At 26.6% G+C, this 20,552-nt stretch carries 18 protein-coding genes; 8 read left to right on the top strand and 10 right to left on the bottom strand.

Translation table 11 applies throughout. The features are described from left to right. Positions 1 to 106 precede the first annotated feature (106 nt). Positions 107 to 1,144: an AbrB family transcriptional regulator gene (locus ACERKK_RS01495; RefSeq protein WP_373771300.1), complete on the top strand. Its 1,038-nt coding sequence runs from the start codon at positions 107 to 109 to the stop codon at positions 1,142 to 1,144. A 2-nt stretch (positions 1,145 to 1,146) separates the two neighbouring features. Here ACERKK_RS01495 and ACERKK_RS01490 read toward each other — a convergent pair whose 3' ends face one another. Both ACERKK_RS01490 and ACERKK_RS01485 read right to left on the bottom strand, forming a co-directional pair. Beyond that, positions 1,147 to 1,905 carry a hypothetical protein gene (locus tag ACERKK_RS01490; RefSeq protein WP_373771299.1) on the bottom strand — a complete coding sequence of 253 codons (759 nt, stop codon included), beginning with the start codon at positions 1,903 to 1,905 and terminating at the stop codon, positions 1,147 to 1,149. A gap of 179 nt (positions 1,906 to 2,084) precedes the next feature. Beyond that, positions 2,085 to 3,734, bottom strand: a complete 1,650-nt coding sequence (locus tag ACERKK_RS01485; protein WP_373771298.1) for an AAA family ATPase — start codon at positions 3,732 to 3,734, stop codon at positions 2,085 to 2,087. A 247-nt stretch (positions 3,735 to 3,981) separates the two neighbouring features. Here ACERKK_RS01485 and luxS point away from each other — a divergent pair, with 247 nt between their 5' ends. The 7 genes from luxS (at position 3,982) to ACERKK_RS01450 (ending at position 10,326) form a co-directional block, all read left to right on the top strand. Beyond that, the gene (luxS, locus tag ACERKK_RS01480; protein ID WP_373771297.1) at positions 3,982 to 4,497 is read left to right on the top strand and encodes an S-ribosylhomocysteine lyase; all 516 of its coding nucleotides are present in this window, start codon (positions 3,982 to 3,984) and stop codon (positions 4,495 to 4,497) included. A 6-nt stretch (positions 4,498 to 4,503) separates the two neighbouring features. Further along, positions 4,504 to 4,947: a hypothetical protein gene (locus ACERKK_RS01475; RefSeq protein WP_373771296.1), complete on the top strand. Its 444-nt coding sequence runs from the start codon at positions 4,504 to 4,506 to the stop codon at positions 4,945 to 4,947. Between the two features lie 3 nt (positions 4,948 to 4,950). Beyond that, positions 4,951 to 5,688 (top strand): tRNA (5-methylaminomethyl-2-thiouridine)(34)-methyltransferase MnmD, encoded by a 738-nt coding sequence (locus ACERKK_RS01470; RefSeq protein ID WP_373771295.1) that lies wholly within the window; start codon positions 4,951 to 4,953, stop codon positions 5,686 to 5,688. Beyond that, a complete protein-coding gene (locus ACERKK_RS01465; RefSeq protein WP_373771294.1) occupies positions 5,678 to 6,502 on the top strand; it encodes a hypothetical protein in 825 nt (274 codons plus the stop codon). Before ACERKK_RS01470 ends, ACERKK_RS01465 begins: the two co-directional genes overlap by 11 nt. 62 nt (positions 6,503 to 6,564) lie before the next feature. Further along, a complete protein-coding gene (locus ACERKK_RS01460; protein WP_373771293.1) occupies positions 6,565 to 7,167 on the top strand; it encodes a hypothetical protein in 603 nt (200 codons plus the stop codon). Between the two features lie 37 nt (positions 7,168 to 7,204). Continuing rightward, positions 7,205 to 8,455 (top strand): hypothetical protein, encoded by a 1,251-nt coding sequence (locus tag ACERKK_RS01455; RefSeq protein WP_373771292.1) that lies wholly within the window; start codon positions 7,205 to 7,207, stop codon positions 8,453 to 8,455. A gap of 2 nt (positions 8,456 to 8,457) precedes the next feature. After that, the gene (locus tag ACERKK_RS01450) at positions 8,458 to 10,326 is read left to right on the top strand and encodes a tetratricopeptide repeat protein (protein WP_373771291.1); all 1,869 of its coding nucleotides are present in this window, start codon (positions 8,458 to 8,460) and stop codon (positions 10,324 to 10,326) included. 8 nt (positions 10,327 to 10,334) lie between these two features. On the opposite strand, the gene ggt is transcribed toward ACERKK_RS01450, so the two are convergent. From ggt to ACERKK_RS01410, 8 genes are all read right to left on the bottom strand, one after another. Continuing rightward, positions 10,335 to 11,855, bottom strand: a complete 1,521-nt coding sequence (ggt, locus tag ACERKK_RS01445) for a gamma-glutamyltransferase (protein WP_373771290.1) — start codon at positions 11,853 to 11,855, stop codon at positions 10,335 to 10,337. After that, entirely contained in the window at positions 11,852 to 12,928 is a 1,077-nt protein-coding gene (locus tag ACERKK_RS01440) for a YbdK family carboxylate-amine ligase (RefSeq protein WP_373771289.1), read from the bottom strand. The genes ggt and ACERKK_RS01440 overlap by 4 nt, the downstream gene beginning before the upstream one ends. Before the next feature lie 14 nt (positions 12,929 to 12,942). After that, positions 12,943 to 13,437, bottom strand: coding sequence for a hypothetical protein (locus ACERKK_RS01435; RefSeq protein WP_373771288.1), 495 nt, complete (start codon positions 13,435 to 13,437; stop codon positions 12,943 to 12,945). A 78-nt stretch (positions 13,438 to 13,515) separates the two neighbouring features. Further along, positions 13,516 to 15,186 (bottom strand): sensor histidine kinase, encoded by a 1,671-nt coding sequence (locus ACERKK_RS01430; protein ID WP_373771287.1) that lies wholly within the window; start codon positions 15,184 to 15,186, stop codon positions 13,516 to 13,518. Continuing rightward, positions 15,173 to 16,834, bottom strand: coding sequence for an ABC transporter substrate-binding protein (locus ACERKK_RS01425; RefSeq protein WP_373771286.1), 1,662 nt, complete (start codon positions 16,832 to 16,834; stop codon positions 15,173 to 15,175). Before ACERKK_RS01425 ends, ACERKK_RS01430 begins: the two co-directional genes overlap by 14 nt. Continuing rightward, a complete protein-coding gene (locus ACERKK_RS01420; protein ID WP_373771285.1) occupies positions 16,827 to 17,513 on the bottom strand; it encodes a response regulator transcription factor in 687 nt (228 codons plus the stop codon). The genes ACERKK_RS01425 and ACERKK_RS01420 overlap by 8 nt, the downstream gene beginning before the upstream one ends. Positions 17,514 to 17,547: 34 nt before the next feature. Further along, on the bottom strand, positions 17,548 to 18,105 hold the full coding sequence (locus ACERKK_RS01415) for a hypothetical protein (RefSeq protein ID WP_373771284.1): 558 nt from the start codon (positions 18,103 to 18,105) through the stop codon (positions 17,548 to 17,550). 2 nt (positions 18,106 to 18,107) lie between these two features. Next, complete coding sequence (locus ACERKK_RS01410) at positions 18,108 to 20,516, bottom strand: molybdopterin-dependent oxidoreductase (RefSeq protein WP_373771283.1); 2,409 nt, start codon at positions 20,514 to 20,516, stop codon at positions 18,108 to 18,110. Between the last annotated feature and the right edge of the window lie 36 nt (positions 20,517 to 20,552).

Genomic DNA, 20,552 nt, shown 5'->3' with positions numbered 1-20,552 from the left:
TTATTATAACAAAAAACAAATATTAACTTCTAAGTTCAAACTTTATATTAAATCTTATTCAAAACAAATATTGACTAATATACGAATAAAAAATTGGAAAAATTATATGATTACAACAAAAAACCTTTTTCAAATGTTATTAGCACTTTTTATAGGTGCAATTGGTTCTATTGTTTTTATATATTTATCACTTCCTCTTCCTTGGCTTTTAGGAGCTATTTTTGCTTCATCTATTGCTATGAGATTTGAAAATCTTCCAATACAAAGTCCAAAAACATTTTCAACACCTGCAAGAGTATTAATCGGTCTTACTATTGGTTCTGCATTTACCCCTGAAATTTTGCAATATTTAGATGTATATTTTTATAGTTTATTACTTGTAATTCCTTTTACTATTTTGACTATACTAGCTGGAATGTACTACTATCAAAGATACCAAGGCTTTGATAAAAAAACAGCCTATCTAAGCTCCATGCCAGGGGGTGTAATAGAAATGGTAATAATTGGGGAAGAGATAAAAGCAGATATTGCAAAGATTACTTTAGTTCAATCTTCAAGGCTATTTTTTATCGTAATAAGTTTACCTTTTGTAATACAGTATATTTTCAAAGTGGATATTAGTGGTAACCAACTAATCACAATACCACTATCAAATATAAATATAGGTGAGTTTTTGGCTTTACTTATAGTTGGAGCTATTGGTGGAATTCTTGCAAAAAAACTAAAAATATCTGCAGCATATTTAATAGGCCCAATGATTTTAAGTATTGCTGTTCATTCAACTGGACTTATTACAACTTCTGTACCTGATGAGTTTTTGAAGTTTGTGCAAGTTGTATTTGGAACTATTATAGGATTTACTTTTAGAGGTGTGAAATTACAAACGGTGATTAAAACTCTTATTGGGACATTTGGACATTTTTTAATACTTGTATGTATTTCAACAATTTTTATAACAATCGCATATTATAGTTTTGGGTTCCCTCTTCTTTCAACATTACTTGCCTTTTCACCAGGAGGACAAGCAGAGATAAACCTAATAGCAATACTTGTAGGTGCAAATGTACCTTATATCACTTTACACCATATAGTAAGGCTTTTTATAGTTATGAATCTTGCGCCTATTTTTGCTAGGAAGTTGTAGAGTTAGATAAGGTCTAATTCTTCACTTATATCTTTGATTAGTTTTGAAAGTGGGCGTTTGTGTAAGTCTTCATCTTTTTTATAATTACAAAGTAAGTATCTATAAACTTCATCTTCACTAAACCCAAAACCTTTTAATTCTTCTATATAACTTTTGGGATAATAAGCTTTTTTAATCAATAGTTCTAAAACTATATCTTTATGCTGTTTGTACAATTCTTTTAATTTAAATGTTTTTATATTTTCATTTATGGATATAAAATATATATCAAAACTATCAAAATCATATTTTGAATTTTCAACTTCCATAAAATTTATACTTTTAGGTCTGTAAGTTAGTTTATAATCAACTTTTTTTACATCGTATGGATTAATCCAAGTAGGAATAAATTTATCACTTTTTGTTTTATTACAAGTTTGACAAGATGGTATTAAATTAAAATAATTAACTGCAAGATATGGGTAAACCGTTTTAGGATAAAAATGGTCAATTTCAGGTCTTAATTTACCTTTTTTCACTATAAAAATATAATTTCTATTACAATATGGACAAGTTTTTATATCTAATTTTTCTACAAATGTATAAGCAGAATAGTTAGCAGAATTTTTACCATTTGTAAAATACTTCATATAACCATGCTCAACAAAAATATAAAATAACAATTTATATTCATCTGAGTTCTTCTGATGAACTCCAAGTTCATCCACTATTTCTTTAAGAAATTTAGATTTTAGTAACATGGTTAAATTTAAGTTATTCATAAAATTAATTAAATGAGGAGTTAAGTTTAAAAACAGATAAGATTCGTAAGTACTATCACTTTTCTTTCTTTTTTTTATAATCTTGTTATCAGTGTTCAATTTGAGAATTAATTTATTTAATTCTTCCTCAAACATAGAGAAATGTTGTTCAAATAATTTGGGTTTAAATTTTAGTTGAATCATTTCTTTAACTCAGATAGTTCTTTTTCAAGTTGTTTGATTCTGTCTTCTTTTGATATTTTGAATTTTTCATCATACATTTTTAAAAGCTTTTCTTTTAAAAAGGGTTCCCCTATTATTGATATTAAATGTTTATAGTATTCTTGATTCTTTTTAGATACTTTCCGTTTCGAATTTAATACTTTTATCAAGTTATTAATCTTATCTTTCGCAAACTCACCCATAAGTCCACCTTTCATAAAAAACCCATGAGATAAAAGAGTATGGATATTTGCTCCAAAAGGATTTATATTTACTGTTTTTGTTGCATTTATACATTTTCCAGTTTCTTTATCTTTTTCTAAAAAAATTACATTCTGTTTTGGAATATCAGAAAGTAAAAAAGGAGAATGAGAAGTAACAATAAAATTAAATTTTTTAGATTTAAAAATTTCAATATTAGTAATAAATTTATAAAGATTGGCAAAAAATTTTCTTTGCCAATCTGGATGTAAAAAGGTATCAGGTTCATCAATTAAAAAAATTAATTCTTTTGAACTATCCTTATAAATTGTTCTTATTAAATAATAAATTTTTGAAAATATGAGTAATAACTGTTGTTCTCCATCACTCAAATCATTAAAATATAAAATATTGTCTTTTCTCTGAACAAAAAATTTAAGATTGAAATAGCCTCTATGTATATTGACTAATAATATTTCAATTTCCTTGAAATTGTTATTTGTATAATTTAATATCATTTTTTCATTATCAAAAAATTCTTTATTACTATCTTCTAATATTTGCACTATTCTATTAAAATTTGGATCAGAATGTTCTTCTAAAAATTTTCTGTAAATGAATTCGAAAACTGATACAGTATTATCATCATCACCATATTCTCTGTTTGAACTAAAATATTTAAAAATACTACTATCCTTTTGTTTGATTCTATGAATAAACTCTTTTAATAATAAATATGATTTTATATTTTTAATTTCTATTGCTTCTTTAATTTTTTGTTCAAACATATCTTTGATTCTTTGAAGGTCTGAAATACTTATTGTTATTCTATCTGTTGTGTCATGCCTAGAATTACTGTAAATAATCATAACTCCATTTAATGTGTTAATGTCTTCAAGTGTTATTACTTTTGAAAAAATGAGTTCGATATGAGTAGGAGAAAAATGTATATCAGAATTTATATTTCCTATTTGTGATAAAAAACTTATTGTTAAGTTATTAATTTTAAATTGCAATTCATCTGTTGCATTTTCATTCAAAGTAAATTTTCTTAAAATTTGTTGATTTACATTTGAATCAGTTTTATACAAATATGAATTAACATTATCATTAAATAGTGACACATCAAAGTTATCTTGTAAATTTAATAAATTACAGTTTTCATCATAGAAAAGAAAAGTTGAATAAGTTTTAGTAAAAGTTTCTAAAATTCTACTCTTCCCACTTCCATTTTCACCAACAATTGCAGTAATATTTATATTCTCACCAAAAAAGTTTTTTATATATGGCTCTTTTGTTTCTTCTTTATCAATGACTTCTAATTCTTCAGTTTCTTTATCATAACTACATCTAAACCTAGGTGAAAAATCAAACCCCTGATTCTCTATATTTTTATATTTATCAACCCATAAGTAAACTAATTCCATTAAAACTCTTTATGATTATTTTTATTATTTATGATATTAAAATTATTATTTAATTATGCTTTTTAGCCTTATATTCAGAAAATGATACGATTAACACAGATAAATGTATCAAAAAATGATACATTTAATTTAAAGAACTAAAAACTTCCTAAAATTTATGAAATGCTCTCTTTACATAAAATTGGATATAATCCAATCTTAATACATAAAAACAATTATTTTATAAAAATTCAAAAGGACTTATACCATGCCATTATTAGACAGTTTTAGAGTAGACCATACAATTATGCCAGCACCAGCTGTAAGAGTTGCAAAAACAATGAAATCACCATCAGGTGATGTTATTACAGTATTTGATTTAAGATTCTGTGTTCCAAATGAAAAGATGTTAAGTGAAAAAGGTATTCATACTTTAGAACACTTATTTGCAGGTTTCATTAGAAATCATTTAAACTCTGATAGTGTTGAAATTATTGATGTTTCACCAATGGGTTGTAGAACTGGTTTCTACATGAGTTTATTAGGTGCGCCTGATGAGCAAACTGTTGCAAAAGCTTGGAGAGAATCTATGAAAGATGTTATCGCTGTTGAAAAACAAGATGATATTCCTGAATTAAATATTTTCCAATGTGGAACTTGTGCTATGCATTCACTTCCTGAAGCAAAAGAAATTGCTCAAGATATTTTAGATTCTCAAATTGGTGTAATGTCAAATGAAGATTTATTTTTATCTGATGAAAAGTTAAGTTCTTTAGGTAACTAATTTTTCGTGGAAAAGAAACTATCTTTATTCAAAGAGTTATTTAGTGATTATCCAAATATCGCTATTTTACATCTTGATAACTCTTTGAACTTAATAGACACAGCACTTGAAGAAGTACGTTCTAAAAACGAAGGGAATATAAAATATATTCCTTTTGTGAATGAAACTTCAGCAAGACTACGAGCAACGGCAAGAGAATACGAGTATATTATCTTAGGTGATATTTTATCTTATTGTCCAAATAGAGATAAGATTTTAAAACTTATGTATAAAGCTATTGAAAACTCGGGAAACATAATAATAATAGAAAAAGAATCTAACAATAACAAAGATGAAATCCTTACATTACTTGATGATATAGGATTTATGGCTTCAAATACAATCGATTTATTTGAAGGGTATCATATTTTTACAGCTAAAAAAATGCATCATTGGGATAACGGACTGTAAAAATTGCAAAACTTTGTCAAAACTATTGATGGGTCAAACACTCTTTACTCATCAAAATACCAACAGCACTATCACAATGTTGATGATGGTGCTATAAATGAAGCACTTACAAAACATATACTTCCAACTTTTGATTATCATAAAGAAAAAAAAGAACTAAAAATTTTAGATATATGTTTTGGCTTAGGATATAACACTTTTACTACTATTTATCATATTAAAAAATATAATTTAGATAAAAAAGTGTTTATTTATTCTCCTGAATTAGATGCACAGTTAGTGAAGTCTTTGGAAACTTTTGAGTTTCCAAAAGAGTTCGAAGAATTTAAACATATTATTAAAGATGTAGCTTTAAAAGGCATCTATGAAGATGATGATATGAGAATTGAGGTAAATATAGGTGATGCAAGAGAATATATCAAAACCTTAGAAAAAAGTTCATTTGATATTATATATCAAGATGCTTTCTCTTCAGAAGTAAATATCGAACTTTGGACTAAAGAGTATTTTGATGATATATACGCTTTATGCAAAGATGATTGTGTGATGAGTTCATACTCTGTTGCAACGCCTATTAGATTATCTATGAATGAAGCTGGTTTTTTTATATACGAATATAGACCAGTAAAAAGAAAAATCACCCTAGCAACTAAAACAAAAAAAGATGTTATGGGGAAATTCATAGATATGGATTTAAAAAGAGAGCGGAACAAGGACGCGAAAGCGATTTATGACAGCTAGACCATTAATAAAAGAAAACCACGTAAGATATTTAGAAGGAACGCTACCCATTATTTTATCAGCTCCACACGGAGGAGTAGCAAAACCAAAAGATATTCCAAATAGAAAAACAGGTGTTTTTGATATAGATTCTTATACAAGTGAATTAACTCATGATATATTAGAAGAGTTTTTTCTTCAAACAAACAATTATCCTCATGCAATTGTGATGGATTTATCAAGAACAAAAGTAGATGCAAATAGAGCAATACACGAAGCAACTACAAAAGATGAAAAAGCAATTGCTACATACAATACTTTTCATGATTTTATAAAAGACTCAAAATCAAAAGTAGATGAAAAGTTTGGAAAAGGAATATATATAGATATTCACGGTCAATCACATTCACATCAACATATAGAGTTTGGTTACCTTTTATTTAACGATACACTAAAACTAAGTGATGAAGAGATTGAAAAACACGCTGAAAAATCAAGTATTAAAACACTTAAAGATTTTTCAGATAAAAGTTTTGTAGAACTTCTTAAAGGTGAAACTTCTCTTTCTGGACTTGTAAATAAAAAAGGCCTAAAAGCAATGCCATCACAAGATAAACCTTATGATGAAAATGGTGAATATTTTGAAGGTGCGTATAATACTCACACTTATAGTTCACTAGATGGAAGTTCTGTTTCTTCAATACAAGCAGAGTTCCCATTTGTAGGGTATAGAGATACAAAAGAAAATAGAAAAAAAACTGCAAAAGCATTTGTATCTTCACTTATTGAATATATGCATATTCATTTTAATTTTGATTTAAAAAGAAGTTTTTAAAATAATGATATAAGATTTAGTATTCTTTTTATATAATCAATACATTATATAAAAGGATACCAATGATTGCAATACTTACATCGGCCTTAGTTGAAACACTTGCTAAGTTTATTATTCACAAAACATTAGTTAATCTTGAAGAAATTAATATTGAAGGTGCACCATCATGGTATATGAAAGAGTACAGCGATAATATTTGTACTTTCTCTTATGCAAAAGGAGATTTAGCTTCTGTTGAAATAGCAAAAGATGAAGTAAAAATCAAAATGACAAAAAGAATAGATAAATTAGTTGAAATAACAGTTTATGAAAATATGTCAAAAATCACAAATGAAAAAGAAAGAGCCTTAGTATCAAGTTGGAAAAAAGATCCAAATATAGATATTTTTAGAGATAAAAATATGACTTTTAGTAAAATAGTCTATGATGAAGATTTAAAAACAACTTTTGCAAGAGGATGTATTCCAAATGAAGAAGTTCTTAAATACCAAAAAAATAGACTAGAAGATATCAAAAAAACACTGCTAAAACATAAATCATCAAGTGCTATTGATGAACTAGAAAAAGAAGTAAGCTTAAATAATAATACAAACACATACAAAGACCCTTTTGATGAGTTAAAAAAGTCTACTAGTTTAAATCACTTAAAAGAAGATAGTAGATAAAATGGCTTAATTTTATAAATTAAAGAAGGTATTTATAGTGAAAAAAGCATCATCAATTAAAGAAATATTCAATATTTTTGATCCACAATCATATCTACAACAAGATACAAAAGATTATTATATTGACGTATATAAAGACTTTACAGATGATTTAAATGATAGACTTGAACTATCAGATTCAGAAGAAACAATTTTTGTTGCAGGGCAAAGTGGTAATGGCAAAAGTAGTGCATTACAGCTTTTTTCAACAAACTATCCTGATTTAAATAACTACTACGATATAAAAGTTTTAAATGCAAGAAATTTATTTGATAAAAAAGATATAGATGTAGCTGATGTTTTACTAATGATTGCTTTTATTATAGTTGAAGAACATGATGAATTAAAAAAAGAGTTTTTATCTATTCTTGAAGATATGAGAAAAAAGAAACTTGAGGAACTTGAAGAAATAAAAGAAGATAGCTCTTTAAATACTAAAAGTGAACAAGGTAATATTATCTCTGGTTTCAAAATAAATTTAGGCTTATTAAAAATTGGAATGGATTTCAAAGATACATTTAAAATGGATAACCAAAATAAAAAGGTTATTAGAGAATTAGTAAAGTTGAAGAAAAAAGATTTCATTGATAAAATTAATGAAATTATTAGAAAATATAAAAGAGATATTTTAAAAGAAAATAAACGACTTCTTTTAATTGTCGATGATATTGAAAAAATAAAAGACTCTGACCATATTTTTACAGATGAAATTAGTACAATATTACAAATAGAATGTTCAAAAATTATCACTATGCCAATTCACCTAAAAAGAAGTAGTACTTTTGCAGGATATGATGCAAAAGAAATAAGTTTTAAATTAAAAACTAAAAATAATGAGTTTATTGATGAAAATATTCAAAAACTAACAGATATTATTACTGCAAGACTTGAAAATACAAATTTAATTGATAAAAAAGCGAAAGAACTTATTGCTATAAAAAGTGGTGGAAACCTAAGACAATTAATAAAAATTGTAAAAGAGTCTGCACTTAAAGCACATAGGAATAAAAGTGAGAATATAACAGAATATGAAGTTAAAGATGCTTTACATGATATAAGAAGAGATTATTCTTCTGCTTCAGTTGAAATAAAAGAGTTTTTAGATTTTATAAAAGCTAATAAAAATCCTCAAGACTACAGTGAAGAATCAATGAAAAAACTAAAGATTGCAACAAATGAATCTTTAATATTTGCATATTACAATGGTGATATTTGGTATGATTTAAACCCTATTATTTCAGATGAATAAAAATGATTGAAGATTTATTAGTTCCTGAGGAGCTTTTGCAATTAGATAAACTTCTAAGTGCTACTGAGTTATTAGAGGATACATCTTTTTTATCTATTATAGGAAGTGACACTTTAGAACTTTCAGAAAAATTATTTCTATACCTAAAAAATGAAATCATCGAATTAAAAACCTTTAATCCTAACTCAAATAATATACTTCAGGAAATTGTTGAACTTAATCTTCAAAATGATTTTTTAATTATAAATCTATTTGAAAAAAATGATACTGAAATATTTAAAAATCTATTATTTTTTAGAGATTTCATATCTGATTATAAAATGAAAGTTATTTTTATAATAAATAAAAGTGAATATAAATCTATTTTAAAAACATCTATTGACTTTTATAATATAGCAACATTTTCATATTTGTTTACAACTTATAGTATTCATGAAATAAAAAAACCTAATAGAGAAGATTTGATTAAACTAAAAGAAGAGTACAAATCAAAAATCAAAACACTTAATAAAAAACAAAAAGTTTCATTTTTAATACAAATTGGTTTAAAATATCAAGAATATGGAGAAATAGTTTCGGCATTGAAATATATTAATGATGCTTTTAATATTGCAAAAAAAATTGCAAGTGAAGAAGATATTATTCAAGTTAAATTTATATTAGCTGGACTATATCAACAAATTAATAAACTCCCTACTTCCGAAAGATATTTAATAGAATGTAAAAAATTTTACATACATAAAAAAAATATTATGAGATATAAACAAGTATTAGAAAATCTATGTATTTTATATGTTGAGTGGAAAGATACTAATAATGCTTTAAAACACTGTAATATACTATATAAGCTAGCAATAGAAACAAATGATAAAAACTCCGAATTAATCTCGTTACAAAATTATACTTATATATACACTACATTAGAAAATAAAAGTAAAATAGATGAATATGCAAAAAAATCTTTTAGCTTAGCAGAAAAACAAGGTAATTTTCGTATTCTTGCCAATCTTTATCAATTTAATGCAAATAGACAGATGAAGGAACAATCATATGATAAAGCATTAGATTTTTTTAATAAAGCCGTTATTCATTATAAAAAAAGTAATGATATATATATGATAAATTGTATTTATAACAAAATTGGTTATGTTTATTATCGTTTATTTGATTATAAGAAGTCTTTACGCTATTGTAAATGGTGTTATTCTTATTATATAAAGAATAATATTCAAATAGAACTATTAAATAATTTAAAATATTTATCTTATAATTATCATGCTTTAAATGATTTTAACAATGCATTTAAAATTATATTTCAAGCATTAAAACTTTCTAAATCTTTGAACTCTAAAACTGAAACTATAAATATATTAATATATATAAATCAAATATACACTTCAAAAAAAGAGTTTACAGAAGCATTGAAATATTTAGATGAAGCTTTTATTCTTTCTAAAAAAGTATCTAATTTTTCTAATTTTGATTTATATACTAGATATTCAGATACCTATAAAAATATGAATGACATAACTAATGCTAAAAAATATTATAAAAAAGCATATGATTCAAAAGAGTTAAATAATTCAGATAAATCGGATTTATTTGAGTTATATGGTGAGATTTTATTTAAAGAAAAAAATTTTGAAGATGCCATTTTATTTTTTAAAGATTCATTAAAAATAGCAAAAGAAACTAATGATTTACATAGAATATTATCAGTAGAAGAAAATCTTGCATATACTTATAAAAAATTAGATAATACTGCTATGGCTAGAAGATTTTTTATAGAAGTTATCAATAAATTAAAAATTATTAATAAAGATAGTATAAAAATTCCTAAATTAGAAAAAGAAATAAAGAGTGAAATTTAAATCAAATCTTACTCTACTTTTATAACAGCAGCCCCTCGTCTACTATCACAGCCACCCTCTAATTCACCATTTACAGCTTGAACTCCACCAAAAAACACATTTAGATTATCAAAATATTGTAAATCATAGTGCTTTTTTAGCTCTTGCCTTATAACCTCATCAAAATGTGGTTCCATACAAACACTTCCTTTTTCAAAGTGAATTCTAGGATTATTAATACTATCATGTAAATTCATACCATAATCAAGGTTATTTACCATCGTTTGAGTGATTGCTGAACGAATACGATTACTTCCTGCACTTCCAAGTATTAACTTTGGATGTCCATCTTTTAATACAGCAGTAGGTGCCATCATTGATGGAAGTCTTATTCCCTCTGGCCATGAAAACCAACCATGAGGATTTAAGTCTTCTTCTCCCATCATATTATTTAACATAATTCCAGAACTAGGTATTACATGACCTGAACCCTCACCATTTGTAGTGGTAACTGATACTGCATTTCCTTCTTCATCTATTACAGATAAATGAGTTGTATTTCCCCATAAATTAAGTCTTGAGTGCATAGTTGTACAATAATTTTTTAGTAATCTATCATTTTGCAATATCTCTTTTAATTTTGGTTCATGTAAAAAAGCATCAACATGTTCACGTCTAAAATCACTTGTTGTATTAAAAGCTTCTATCATTCCTTTTACATATTCATAAGACTTATAATCTTTTAAATCATACTTTTCTAATATCTTCATAGTAAAAGCTATTAATATTCCTCCACCACTAGGAGGTGGGTTTGTAACTATCTCATAACCTTTATAGTTAAAATCAATTGGCTCTCTTTTAATACACTTATAGTTTTTTAAATCCTCTTTTAAAATAAGCCCATCATTCTCTTTCATGATTTTCTCTATTTCATCAGCAACTACACCCTCATAAAATACTTTACTTCCCTCTTTTGCAAAAGCTTCTAAGAAGTCTGCATATGCTGGATTTTTAAAAAGATGTGTTTTATCTATTAGTTTTGCATCACTTGTTCCATATACCTTCATTGATGATTTAGTAGATGTAAAAATAGGTTCTAGTAGTTTTACAAAGCTAGCTTGCATTTCAGATAGATACACACCTTGCCTTGCATATTTAACAGCAGGTTTTATTATCTCACTTAATGGTAATGTTGCTTTATCTTTATATACTTGGTATATACCTTCTACTAACCCAGGAATTGCAACAGACCCTGCTCCTATATGAAACTCTTGAATAGCTGAACCAAAATCTACATATATTGGATAAAACTCTGGTTCTTCAACTCTTTTTTTAGGAACCTCAACAAAAAAATCATAAAGTTCAGGTTTTTTACCTTTTTCTAGTCCAAGTAAAAAACCTCCTCCTCCAAGTGATGTAAATAAAGGTTCACATATAGGAGCAGCTAACATAACTGCTAAGGCTGCATCATAAGCATTTCCACCAAGTTTTAATATATCAGCTCCTGCTTGTGCCGAATTTGTATCTCCAGCTGATACTACACCTTTCATTTAAATACTCCTAATCTTTCTATCTCTTCTAAATCATTTGTTTGTTTATATAGCTCTATCATATCTTTTGAAATAGAGTTCTTTGATACTATTTGTTTTGCTTTTTGATTAAACTCTTCTGTAATTAGTTTTTCTTCATAAGCTTCATCTATTAGTTTATTTATTACATCTCTTATATGCAGTTTTTTACCATTTAATATAAAATCAGCATCCATTGAGTATCTTGAAGCTTTCCACATATTTTGTTTTAGTACTTGCATTGGTTCATATATAGTTTCTTTTACTTGAGATAGTTTACATATAACTTTAAATAGACCAATTATTACTTCTAATCTATCAAAATCATTTACAGCATCACATACTCTAAACTCAATAGTTTTAAAAGTTGGTTGAATCCTTACATCCCACCATATATCTTTTTCACTTCTTATTACTTCTGTATTATATAAAACATCATAAACTTTTTTCATTTCATCATAAGATTTAAAGTATTCAGGAATAGAAGCTTTTGGTAATCTATCAAATACTTTTGTTCTATATGAATGAATACCTGTATCTATACCATTTGAATACACAGAAGAAGCCGATAAGGCAACAAAGATTGGTAAATAGCATAATGAGTAGTTAAAAGCTTTTAATGCCTTATCGAAGTTCTTAAAGCCAATATGTACATGTAGTCCACATATAGAGAAATCATCAAGTAGTATTTTATGTTCATGTGATAGTTCACGATATCTATTATTTGTAGATAGTTCTAAGTTATTTTGTTTAATTGCACTACAACCGCTTGATTGAAGTAATAAGTTTTTCTTTTTAGCAAGAGAATTTAACTCTTTTATAATCTCTTTAAAGTAGTTGATTAAATCTTGAAGATTATTAAATACAGGAGTATTTATTTCTATCATTGATTTTAGAAACTCAGAAGTAATATTGTTTTTATACTTATCATTTATATTTGATTTAAAGTAGTCATATTCATTTGATATACTTAAATCATCTTTATTTAAAATTCTAAGCTCTAACTCTGCACCTAAAGTAAATATATATCCGTTTGTAAATTTATCAAATATCAAGGTGCACCAACTTTTTAATCTGTAAGGTTATCTAATATATATTTTTCTAAATCTCTTTTTGAGATTTCTTCTTTTAATGATTGAGCAAAGATTTCTTCTATTTTCAAAGAATAGTCATCATAAGGAAAATAAGGAAAATGTATTTTCCAAGATCTTTTTATTAATTCTCTTGTAATTGAATCTCTTAACCAAGAAATAAAAAAATTAAATCCAATAAAAATAGTAGCAGTAATAATAACAGCACCAATAATAGAAATATGTGAATCTATATGTGCTAAAGGTTTATGTGTTAGACCAGAAAAAGGAATTAAAATTGCAAGAACCATCGCTGTATAAACTAAGTATGCTCTTGTAAGTTTTAACCTAAAGCCCAATTTTGCAGGGTCAACATGCATACCTTCACGACATTGTCTATTTGCAAGAAGTAAGTCTTTTAATAGAATTGGTTGTTTTGATATTATGTAAACATAATCTAAAATTTTATTTTTGATTGTTTTGTCTTTAGACATTTATTATTTTCCTATAAGTAAATTGTTTATATTTTACCTTATTTTTACTTACTCTAACTCTAATAGATTTTTGTTTAATTATGTTTTTGCAACTTTAATTGTAAATAATGCACCATCTTCTGTATTTGTTACATTAATAAAACCATTCATATTTCTTTCTATAATATTTTTTGACATATAAAGACCTATACCTGTACCTTGAGTTTGGTGCCTTGTTGTAAAATAAGGCTCAAATATTTTATCTAAAATATCTTTTTTAATTCCGCCACCATTATCTTTTATTTTTACAATTGCATAATTATCACCATCTTTAATTTCAATATTAATATATGGGTTTTCTACTTTTTTCTCAAGTAAAATATCTTTTGCATTACTTAATATATTTAAAATCACTTGTGAATATTCATTTTTATATCCATAAATATATGAATCTTGTATAACATTAAAGTCTATTTTTATTCCATAATATTTCAATGAAGATTGTAAAATAAAGTATGATTCTTTACATGCTTTTTCTATACTAAAATCCTCTTTTTCTCCTTGTGGTTTAAAGAAGTTTTGAAAATCAGATATTGTTTGTGACATATATGTAGTTAGAGTATTAGCCTCTTTTATTTTTGAGTATAAATATATCTGTGTGAATTTACCAAAATCATATGTTACTTTCATATTCATATGAATTGCTGATATTTGAGCTAATGGTTGTCTCCATTGATGAGCAATATTTCCAATCATTTCTCCCATTGAAGCTAGTTTTGCTTGTTGAATTAAGATTTGTTCTTGTTCTAACCTTTTATTTATCTCTTCTTGTATCTTATATTCAAGGTTATCAATCACATTATTAATCATAACTTTTAGTTCATTTAATGATGAGTTATCACTCTCTTTTATAAGTCTTGTTCCTAGGTTTCCACTTTTTATATTTTCTAAAACTTTTGTGGCATTTTTGATTAACCCTTCGTTTTTATCGATATTTATTTGGATATTTGATACATTTTGATTTATTATTGTAGCCATTTGATTAAACTCATCATCTGAATTTATCTGAATTTTTTTTACCTGATCTTTTTTATGATTTAAGTAGTCAAAGAAATCACTTAAACCATTTTGTACTATATGTATTGAGTTTATAATATTACTTGCAACTAACCAACCTATAATAGTAGATAAGATAAGTACGAAAATAATAGATGTTAAAATCTCAACTTTAATCTCTTTAGTCTCTTCAACTGCTTGATTATAAGCAATTGTCGCATTATTTAAAGATTTACTTTGAATAAGTAAAAGTTGCTTAACTAGTAAGTGAAACTGCTCTCTACTTGAGGTTGTTACATTTATATAAGCACCCTCTTCGAAACCATTTTTTAAAAAGTTTTTTGTATTATTTATCAAAGACTTATAGTTTGTCCACATTTGAAATATTTCTATATGAGTATTAGCTAAACTATTAAATTCAATATCTAGTTTTTTTAATAATTCATCTAAGTTATACTCTATATTTTTACGAATGGAACTATTTGGAGCCATTACTAAAGATTGACTTATTTCTCTTAATCTATATAAAGGTGTAATAATCTTATCTTGCAAGGATAAAACAGCTTGAGATTTACTATGTACTACTTTTAAAGTTGCTTTATTATGCTCACTTATATTTATAGACTTATAAGCCAAAACTGCAATTGATGTACATAAGATTAGAAACAATATTCCTAATTTTGATTTTATATTTATTTTATTAATTAGTTTCATTTTTTATTCTTTTTGGTTTTACTGCTTTTTTTAAAGTTTTATCATATTTTTTATTTTTGCGTAAAGACCAGTGATTTTTTGTAATTTCTATTTCCCATAAAGGAATTATTCCACCTTGGTAAGGATTATAAATAACTTCTTTATTAACTGCAATTACCTTATTAGGAGATGGGACTCTTAGAGTATATGCCATATCTTTGGCTCTAAAAAGTATATTTTTTACAATATTTTCATACTCTTTTGTGTTAATCTTACTAACAAAGAACTTTTTTATATACTCTTGCATAATCTTATCTTCTCCAATAGTACTCCAAGCTCCTTGCGTTTCATATATAAAAAATACAGTCCAAGGGTTTTGATAATACCAATCATCATCACCCCAAATTAGTAAATCCCACTCTTTTGAATTTTTATTTTGATTTGTACTTAGTAGTTGTTTATATATATCTTTTTCACTTGTTGTAATTGTATAATCAAACTCTACCCCGTATTTTTTCAGTTGGTATTCAATACCTTTAAATAAAAACATAAACCTATCTTGAGTAAAGATTTTTAGCTTTAATCCATTTAGAAGTTTATTTAGGTGTTTTTCATCAAACCTTTTCTCTTCATATTTATTTTCTTTTGCAATTTTATTTATAACATCATAATTTATTGATGCAGTAAAAGGAGATATTTTTCCCTCTTTTTTATAAACAAAATTTAATAGGTTTTCTTGATTTAATGCTTGATTTAATGCTTGTCTTACTTTTTTATTTTTAAGTTGTTTATTTCCATTTATTAAATTAAAAAAGATTACAAAGTTATCTGTTGATTTTGAAATAATTAGTTTTGCATAATCAGATAATACAACTTCAAGTTTTTTATTAAAAGGTATAGGCATAACATCAAGTTTTCCTTCTTTTTTTGTAATATCTTCAATTGCTTTATTAACATCAAGTTGTGTATATACTGTAATTGTTCTAATTTTTGGATACTCTTTATTCCAATAATATTCATTTGCAACAAGTTCTAATTTTTCTGTTTGCTCAGAACCAATTGCATAACCACTTTTTAAAATATATGGCCCCATTCCAAATGCACCCGCAATTTTATTCGCACTTCCTGTTTCAGTCCCAATAGGATTATATTTTTTTATATATTCATCTGTATAAAAATATACTCTTGCTAAATCAAGTAAAAACATTTCATATTTTTGTTTTAATATAATTTTAAAAGTATACTTATCTATTTTCTTAATTTCAAAATCTATTTTGTCAATATTTGTATATAAAAATGGATTTTTTTTGAAAAAATTTAGATTTGATATAACATTATCAATTGTAAAATCTTTTCCATCTTGAAATTTAAGATTCTTTCTTAATGTAAAAATATATGTATAATCATCAACTCTTTTATGACTTTTAGCAAGGTCATAAACCCATCCTTTTTTATTATCAAAAGAACGAATAAGTCCAGCATTTGTAGATTTTGCAATATAAGAGTATGGAATAGATGGGAGAAAAATATTTATATGTGAGTTTGGGTCTAAGGCTTTTGCTTTAAATAAGCGTGAGTTATCTTCTCTAAATTCAAATTTTGAGATTAAGTGTTCACTTGCAAATAAGCTATTAAAAAACAATAAACATATTATAATGATTTTATACAAATCTATACCCTACCCCTGATAAATTAAATATTATATCACTTGGCAATTTTTTACGTAAATTTCGTACAAGAGAACGAAGTGCACTATCTGTCATTATATCATCGCCCCAAACTTTATCTTGTAACTCTTCATATGGTACAACTCTATTTTGGTTTGAAATTAAAACTTCAAAAAAAAGCATCTCTTTTTTATTTAAAAGAATTAATTCATTTTTATATTTTAACTCTTTTTTATCATAATCATAAAGATAATCTTCATCTACATCAAGTTTTGTTTTATTATTGATATCCATAACTGCTATACATTTTTCTAAAACATCTAACAACTCTTCTAGTTCAATTGGTTTAACAATATATTTTTCCATATGTAACTCAACAGCTTCAAGTAAGTATTCTTTGTCAGTATGTGCTGTTATCATTACTATGGGGATAGTTCTATTTGTAAGTCTTACTTTTTTAACAAAATCAATACCATTTAAAATAGGCATATGAATATCGCTTAAAATAATATCTGGTTTTTTCTCTTCATAAATATCAAAAGCTTCAGCCCCATTTGAGGCTTGATATACTTCTTTTACATAATATCCCAAAGAATCAGCGATATTCTCTCTTATGCCTTCTTCATCTTCAGCATAAAGAATTGTTAGGTTTTGTAACTTTTTTAATAACTCTTTTTGCATGAAGATTCCTTTTTAAATAATTATACACTAAATACTAATGTTCTCTTTTTAATAATCCATTTGATGCATTTGATTTTAAATATCTTAATAAATAAGATGATTCTTCACCATCTAGTTTTGCAAAAACTTTCATAGTTCCAAATACAGCTTCCCATTCAACCATTGTATGATGAGCAACACTTGGTGCAGCGTGACATTGTGTACACATCTCAAAGAAAAATTCTTCTTGCTCTTCCCATACTTCAATTCCATTTTCAGTAATTAATTCTTTTTCAATAGTACCAACTAACTCTACTGCATTTGCTTCTTTTTTTGCTACTTTAAAACCTTTATCTAATTCAGCAATTAAAAGTTCTTTTTCCATTGTAGAATAAATTTTGTTTTCAAATTGAAAACCTTTAATCACAACTTCTGATGATTTACCCATATCTTTTTTAACGATTAAGGGTACACCTAAATAAACTTTTGCTGTTTTTCCATCAGATGATTTTAAAACTGTATCTAATAATGTATAAGCTTCACTTGCATTTACTTGGGCAAAAGCCCCAAGTAAAAGTACTATCATTGTTATATTTCTTAAAATTGTTTTCATAATTACGCTCCAATAATTTTTGGTGGTTGGTATGCTAAATTTGGTTTAATAGTTCCAGCTTTTCTAATTGAAACTAAAACAGTATTTGCTGTTGTTGCTTGTGCCATTTGTGATGTTGGTCTTGATGAAGTTAATACATTAACTTGACCAGAATTACATCTTGATTTCGTTTTTGATGATTCTTCAGGAGAATACCAAGCACCTTCTTCAATTGCAACAACCCCATCTCTAATCGTATCTGTTACAACTACACCTGCTAATAAAGAACCTCTATCATTGTAAACTTCAACTATTTCACCATCTTTTACACCAAATTTTTTAGCATCATTTGGTGAAATTCTTATTGGTTCTCTACCTTGTACTTTATGAACATTTTGAACCCACGTATTATCTAACTGTGAATGAATTCTATATGTTGGGTGAGGAGAAACTAAATGTAGTGGATATTTTGCCACTAATTTTTTATTTCCTAACCATTCTGCTGGTTCAAACCATGTTGGATGACCTTTGAAATCTTTATAATTAAATTTTGCAAATTTATCTGAATAAATTTGAATTTTTCCAGTTTCAGTTTTTAAAGGATTTGCAATTGGATCTTTTCTAAAGTCTTCATGTCTTACAAATTTTCTAGCACTAGCTGGAATTTCGTATTTAACAACTCCTTGTTTCCAGAACTCTTCAAAAGAAATACCCATCTCTTTTTTAGCATATGATCTTTTATATAATCTTTCAATCCATTCTAATGGAGTTCTACCTCTTGTGAATTTTTTCTCTTTACCAAATCTTTTTGCTAATAATGCAAAGATTTCATAATCATCTTTTGATTCAAATACAGGTTCAACTATTTTTTTCATTGCATAAATTCTATCATTTGAATAAGACATACCACCTGCTACATCATCTCTTTCAAGTGTTGTTGTTGCTGGTAATACAATATCTGCCATTTTAGCACTTGGTGTCCACCATGGCTCAACAACAACTAAAGTATCTAATGTTCTCATTGCTTCAATTAATTCATTTACATCTGGTTGATGTCCAATTGGAGAACCACCTGCACTTAGCATAAATTCTACTTTTGGATATACAATTTTAGAACCTTTATACGTTACTGTATGTCCTGGTTTTAAAATTAAATCACTCATTCTAGATGCAGGAATAGCAATATTTACTTTATCACCACCACCTTGACTCATCCCACCAACAGTAGCTTTTCCTGAGTTTGCATCACCACCACCTTCATAGTGCATAGAGAATCCAAAACCACCACCTGGAAGTCCAACTTGTCCAAGCATTGAAGCTAATGTAATAATTGACCAATCCACTTGCTCACCATGATGTGCTCTTTGTAATGACCAGTTTCCTGCAATAAACGTTCTATTTGATACCATTGTGTCAGCTAGTTGTTTAATTGTTTCTTCTGGAATTTCAGTTATTTTAGAAGCCCATTTTGGTGTTTTTTCAATACCATCTTCTTTACCAAGTAAATATGGTAAGAATTTGTCAAAACCATAAGTATATTTTTCAATAAATGCTTTATCATATTTTTTTGATTTATATAAGTAATTCATCATTGCTAACATTAAAGCAACGTCACTTCCTGGTCTAATTTTAATCCAGTCAGCTTTAAATTCACTTGCACTTACTGTATAAATTGGGTCAATTGAAATAAATTTAATACCCGCTTTTTTATACTCTTCATATGCATCATAACATCTATGATTTGGTACAGAATAACCAACTCTTTGTGTTTTATACATATCACAACCCCAAAGAATCATTACTTTTGTATTTGCAATAATTTGTTCATGTGCAGTTTGTACAGAATATACTTCCATATCTCCAACAAGTGTTGGGTTTACTTGACCTGCTGCTCCATTTGAATATTCTCCTGAAGTTCTAACAGCTCCCCCAATTTGATTGAAAAATCTTCCTGCCATTGTATTTGGTTTAAAAGCACCAGGGTGTGACCATCCACCATAAGATGCATTGTATAAGGCTTTGTTTCCACCTTTTTCTTGTGCTTTTTTAATTGAATTTGCAACTAAGTCTAAAGCTTTATCCCAAGATACTCGTACAAACTCTTCTTTCCCTCTTAATTCGCCTTTTCCTTTTCCTTCTAAGTAACTTTTTCTTACACAAGGATATTTAACTCTTGAATTATTAGTAGTTCTATCAGCTAAACTTTTTACAAGTACAGTTGGATTTGCATCTGAATCTAACTGTGATGTAATATCAACTATTTTTCCATCTCTTACATGAGCATGGAACGCTCCAAAATGCGATGCACTAGGAATCTTAGTTGTTCTTGATTCCATAATATTAGCAGCTGCACCCGAAACACCACCACTTAGTGCAATAGCTGTAGTCCCTAATGCACCCTTTTTTAGAAAGTCTCTTCTTGAATTGTTCATACTATTCTCCTATTTGGATTAATTATAGGAAAATTG

Origin of the sequence: Poseidonibacter sp., from assembly GCF_041821165.1 — a bacterium.
GTDB lineage: Bacteria > Campylobacterota > Campylobacteria > Campylobacterales > Arcobacteraceae > Poseidonibacter.
This window is presented reverse-complemented; position numbering and strand designations above follow the sequence as displayed.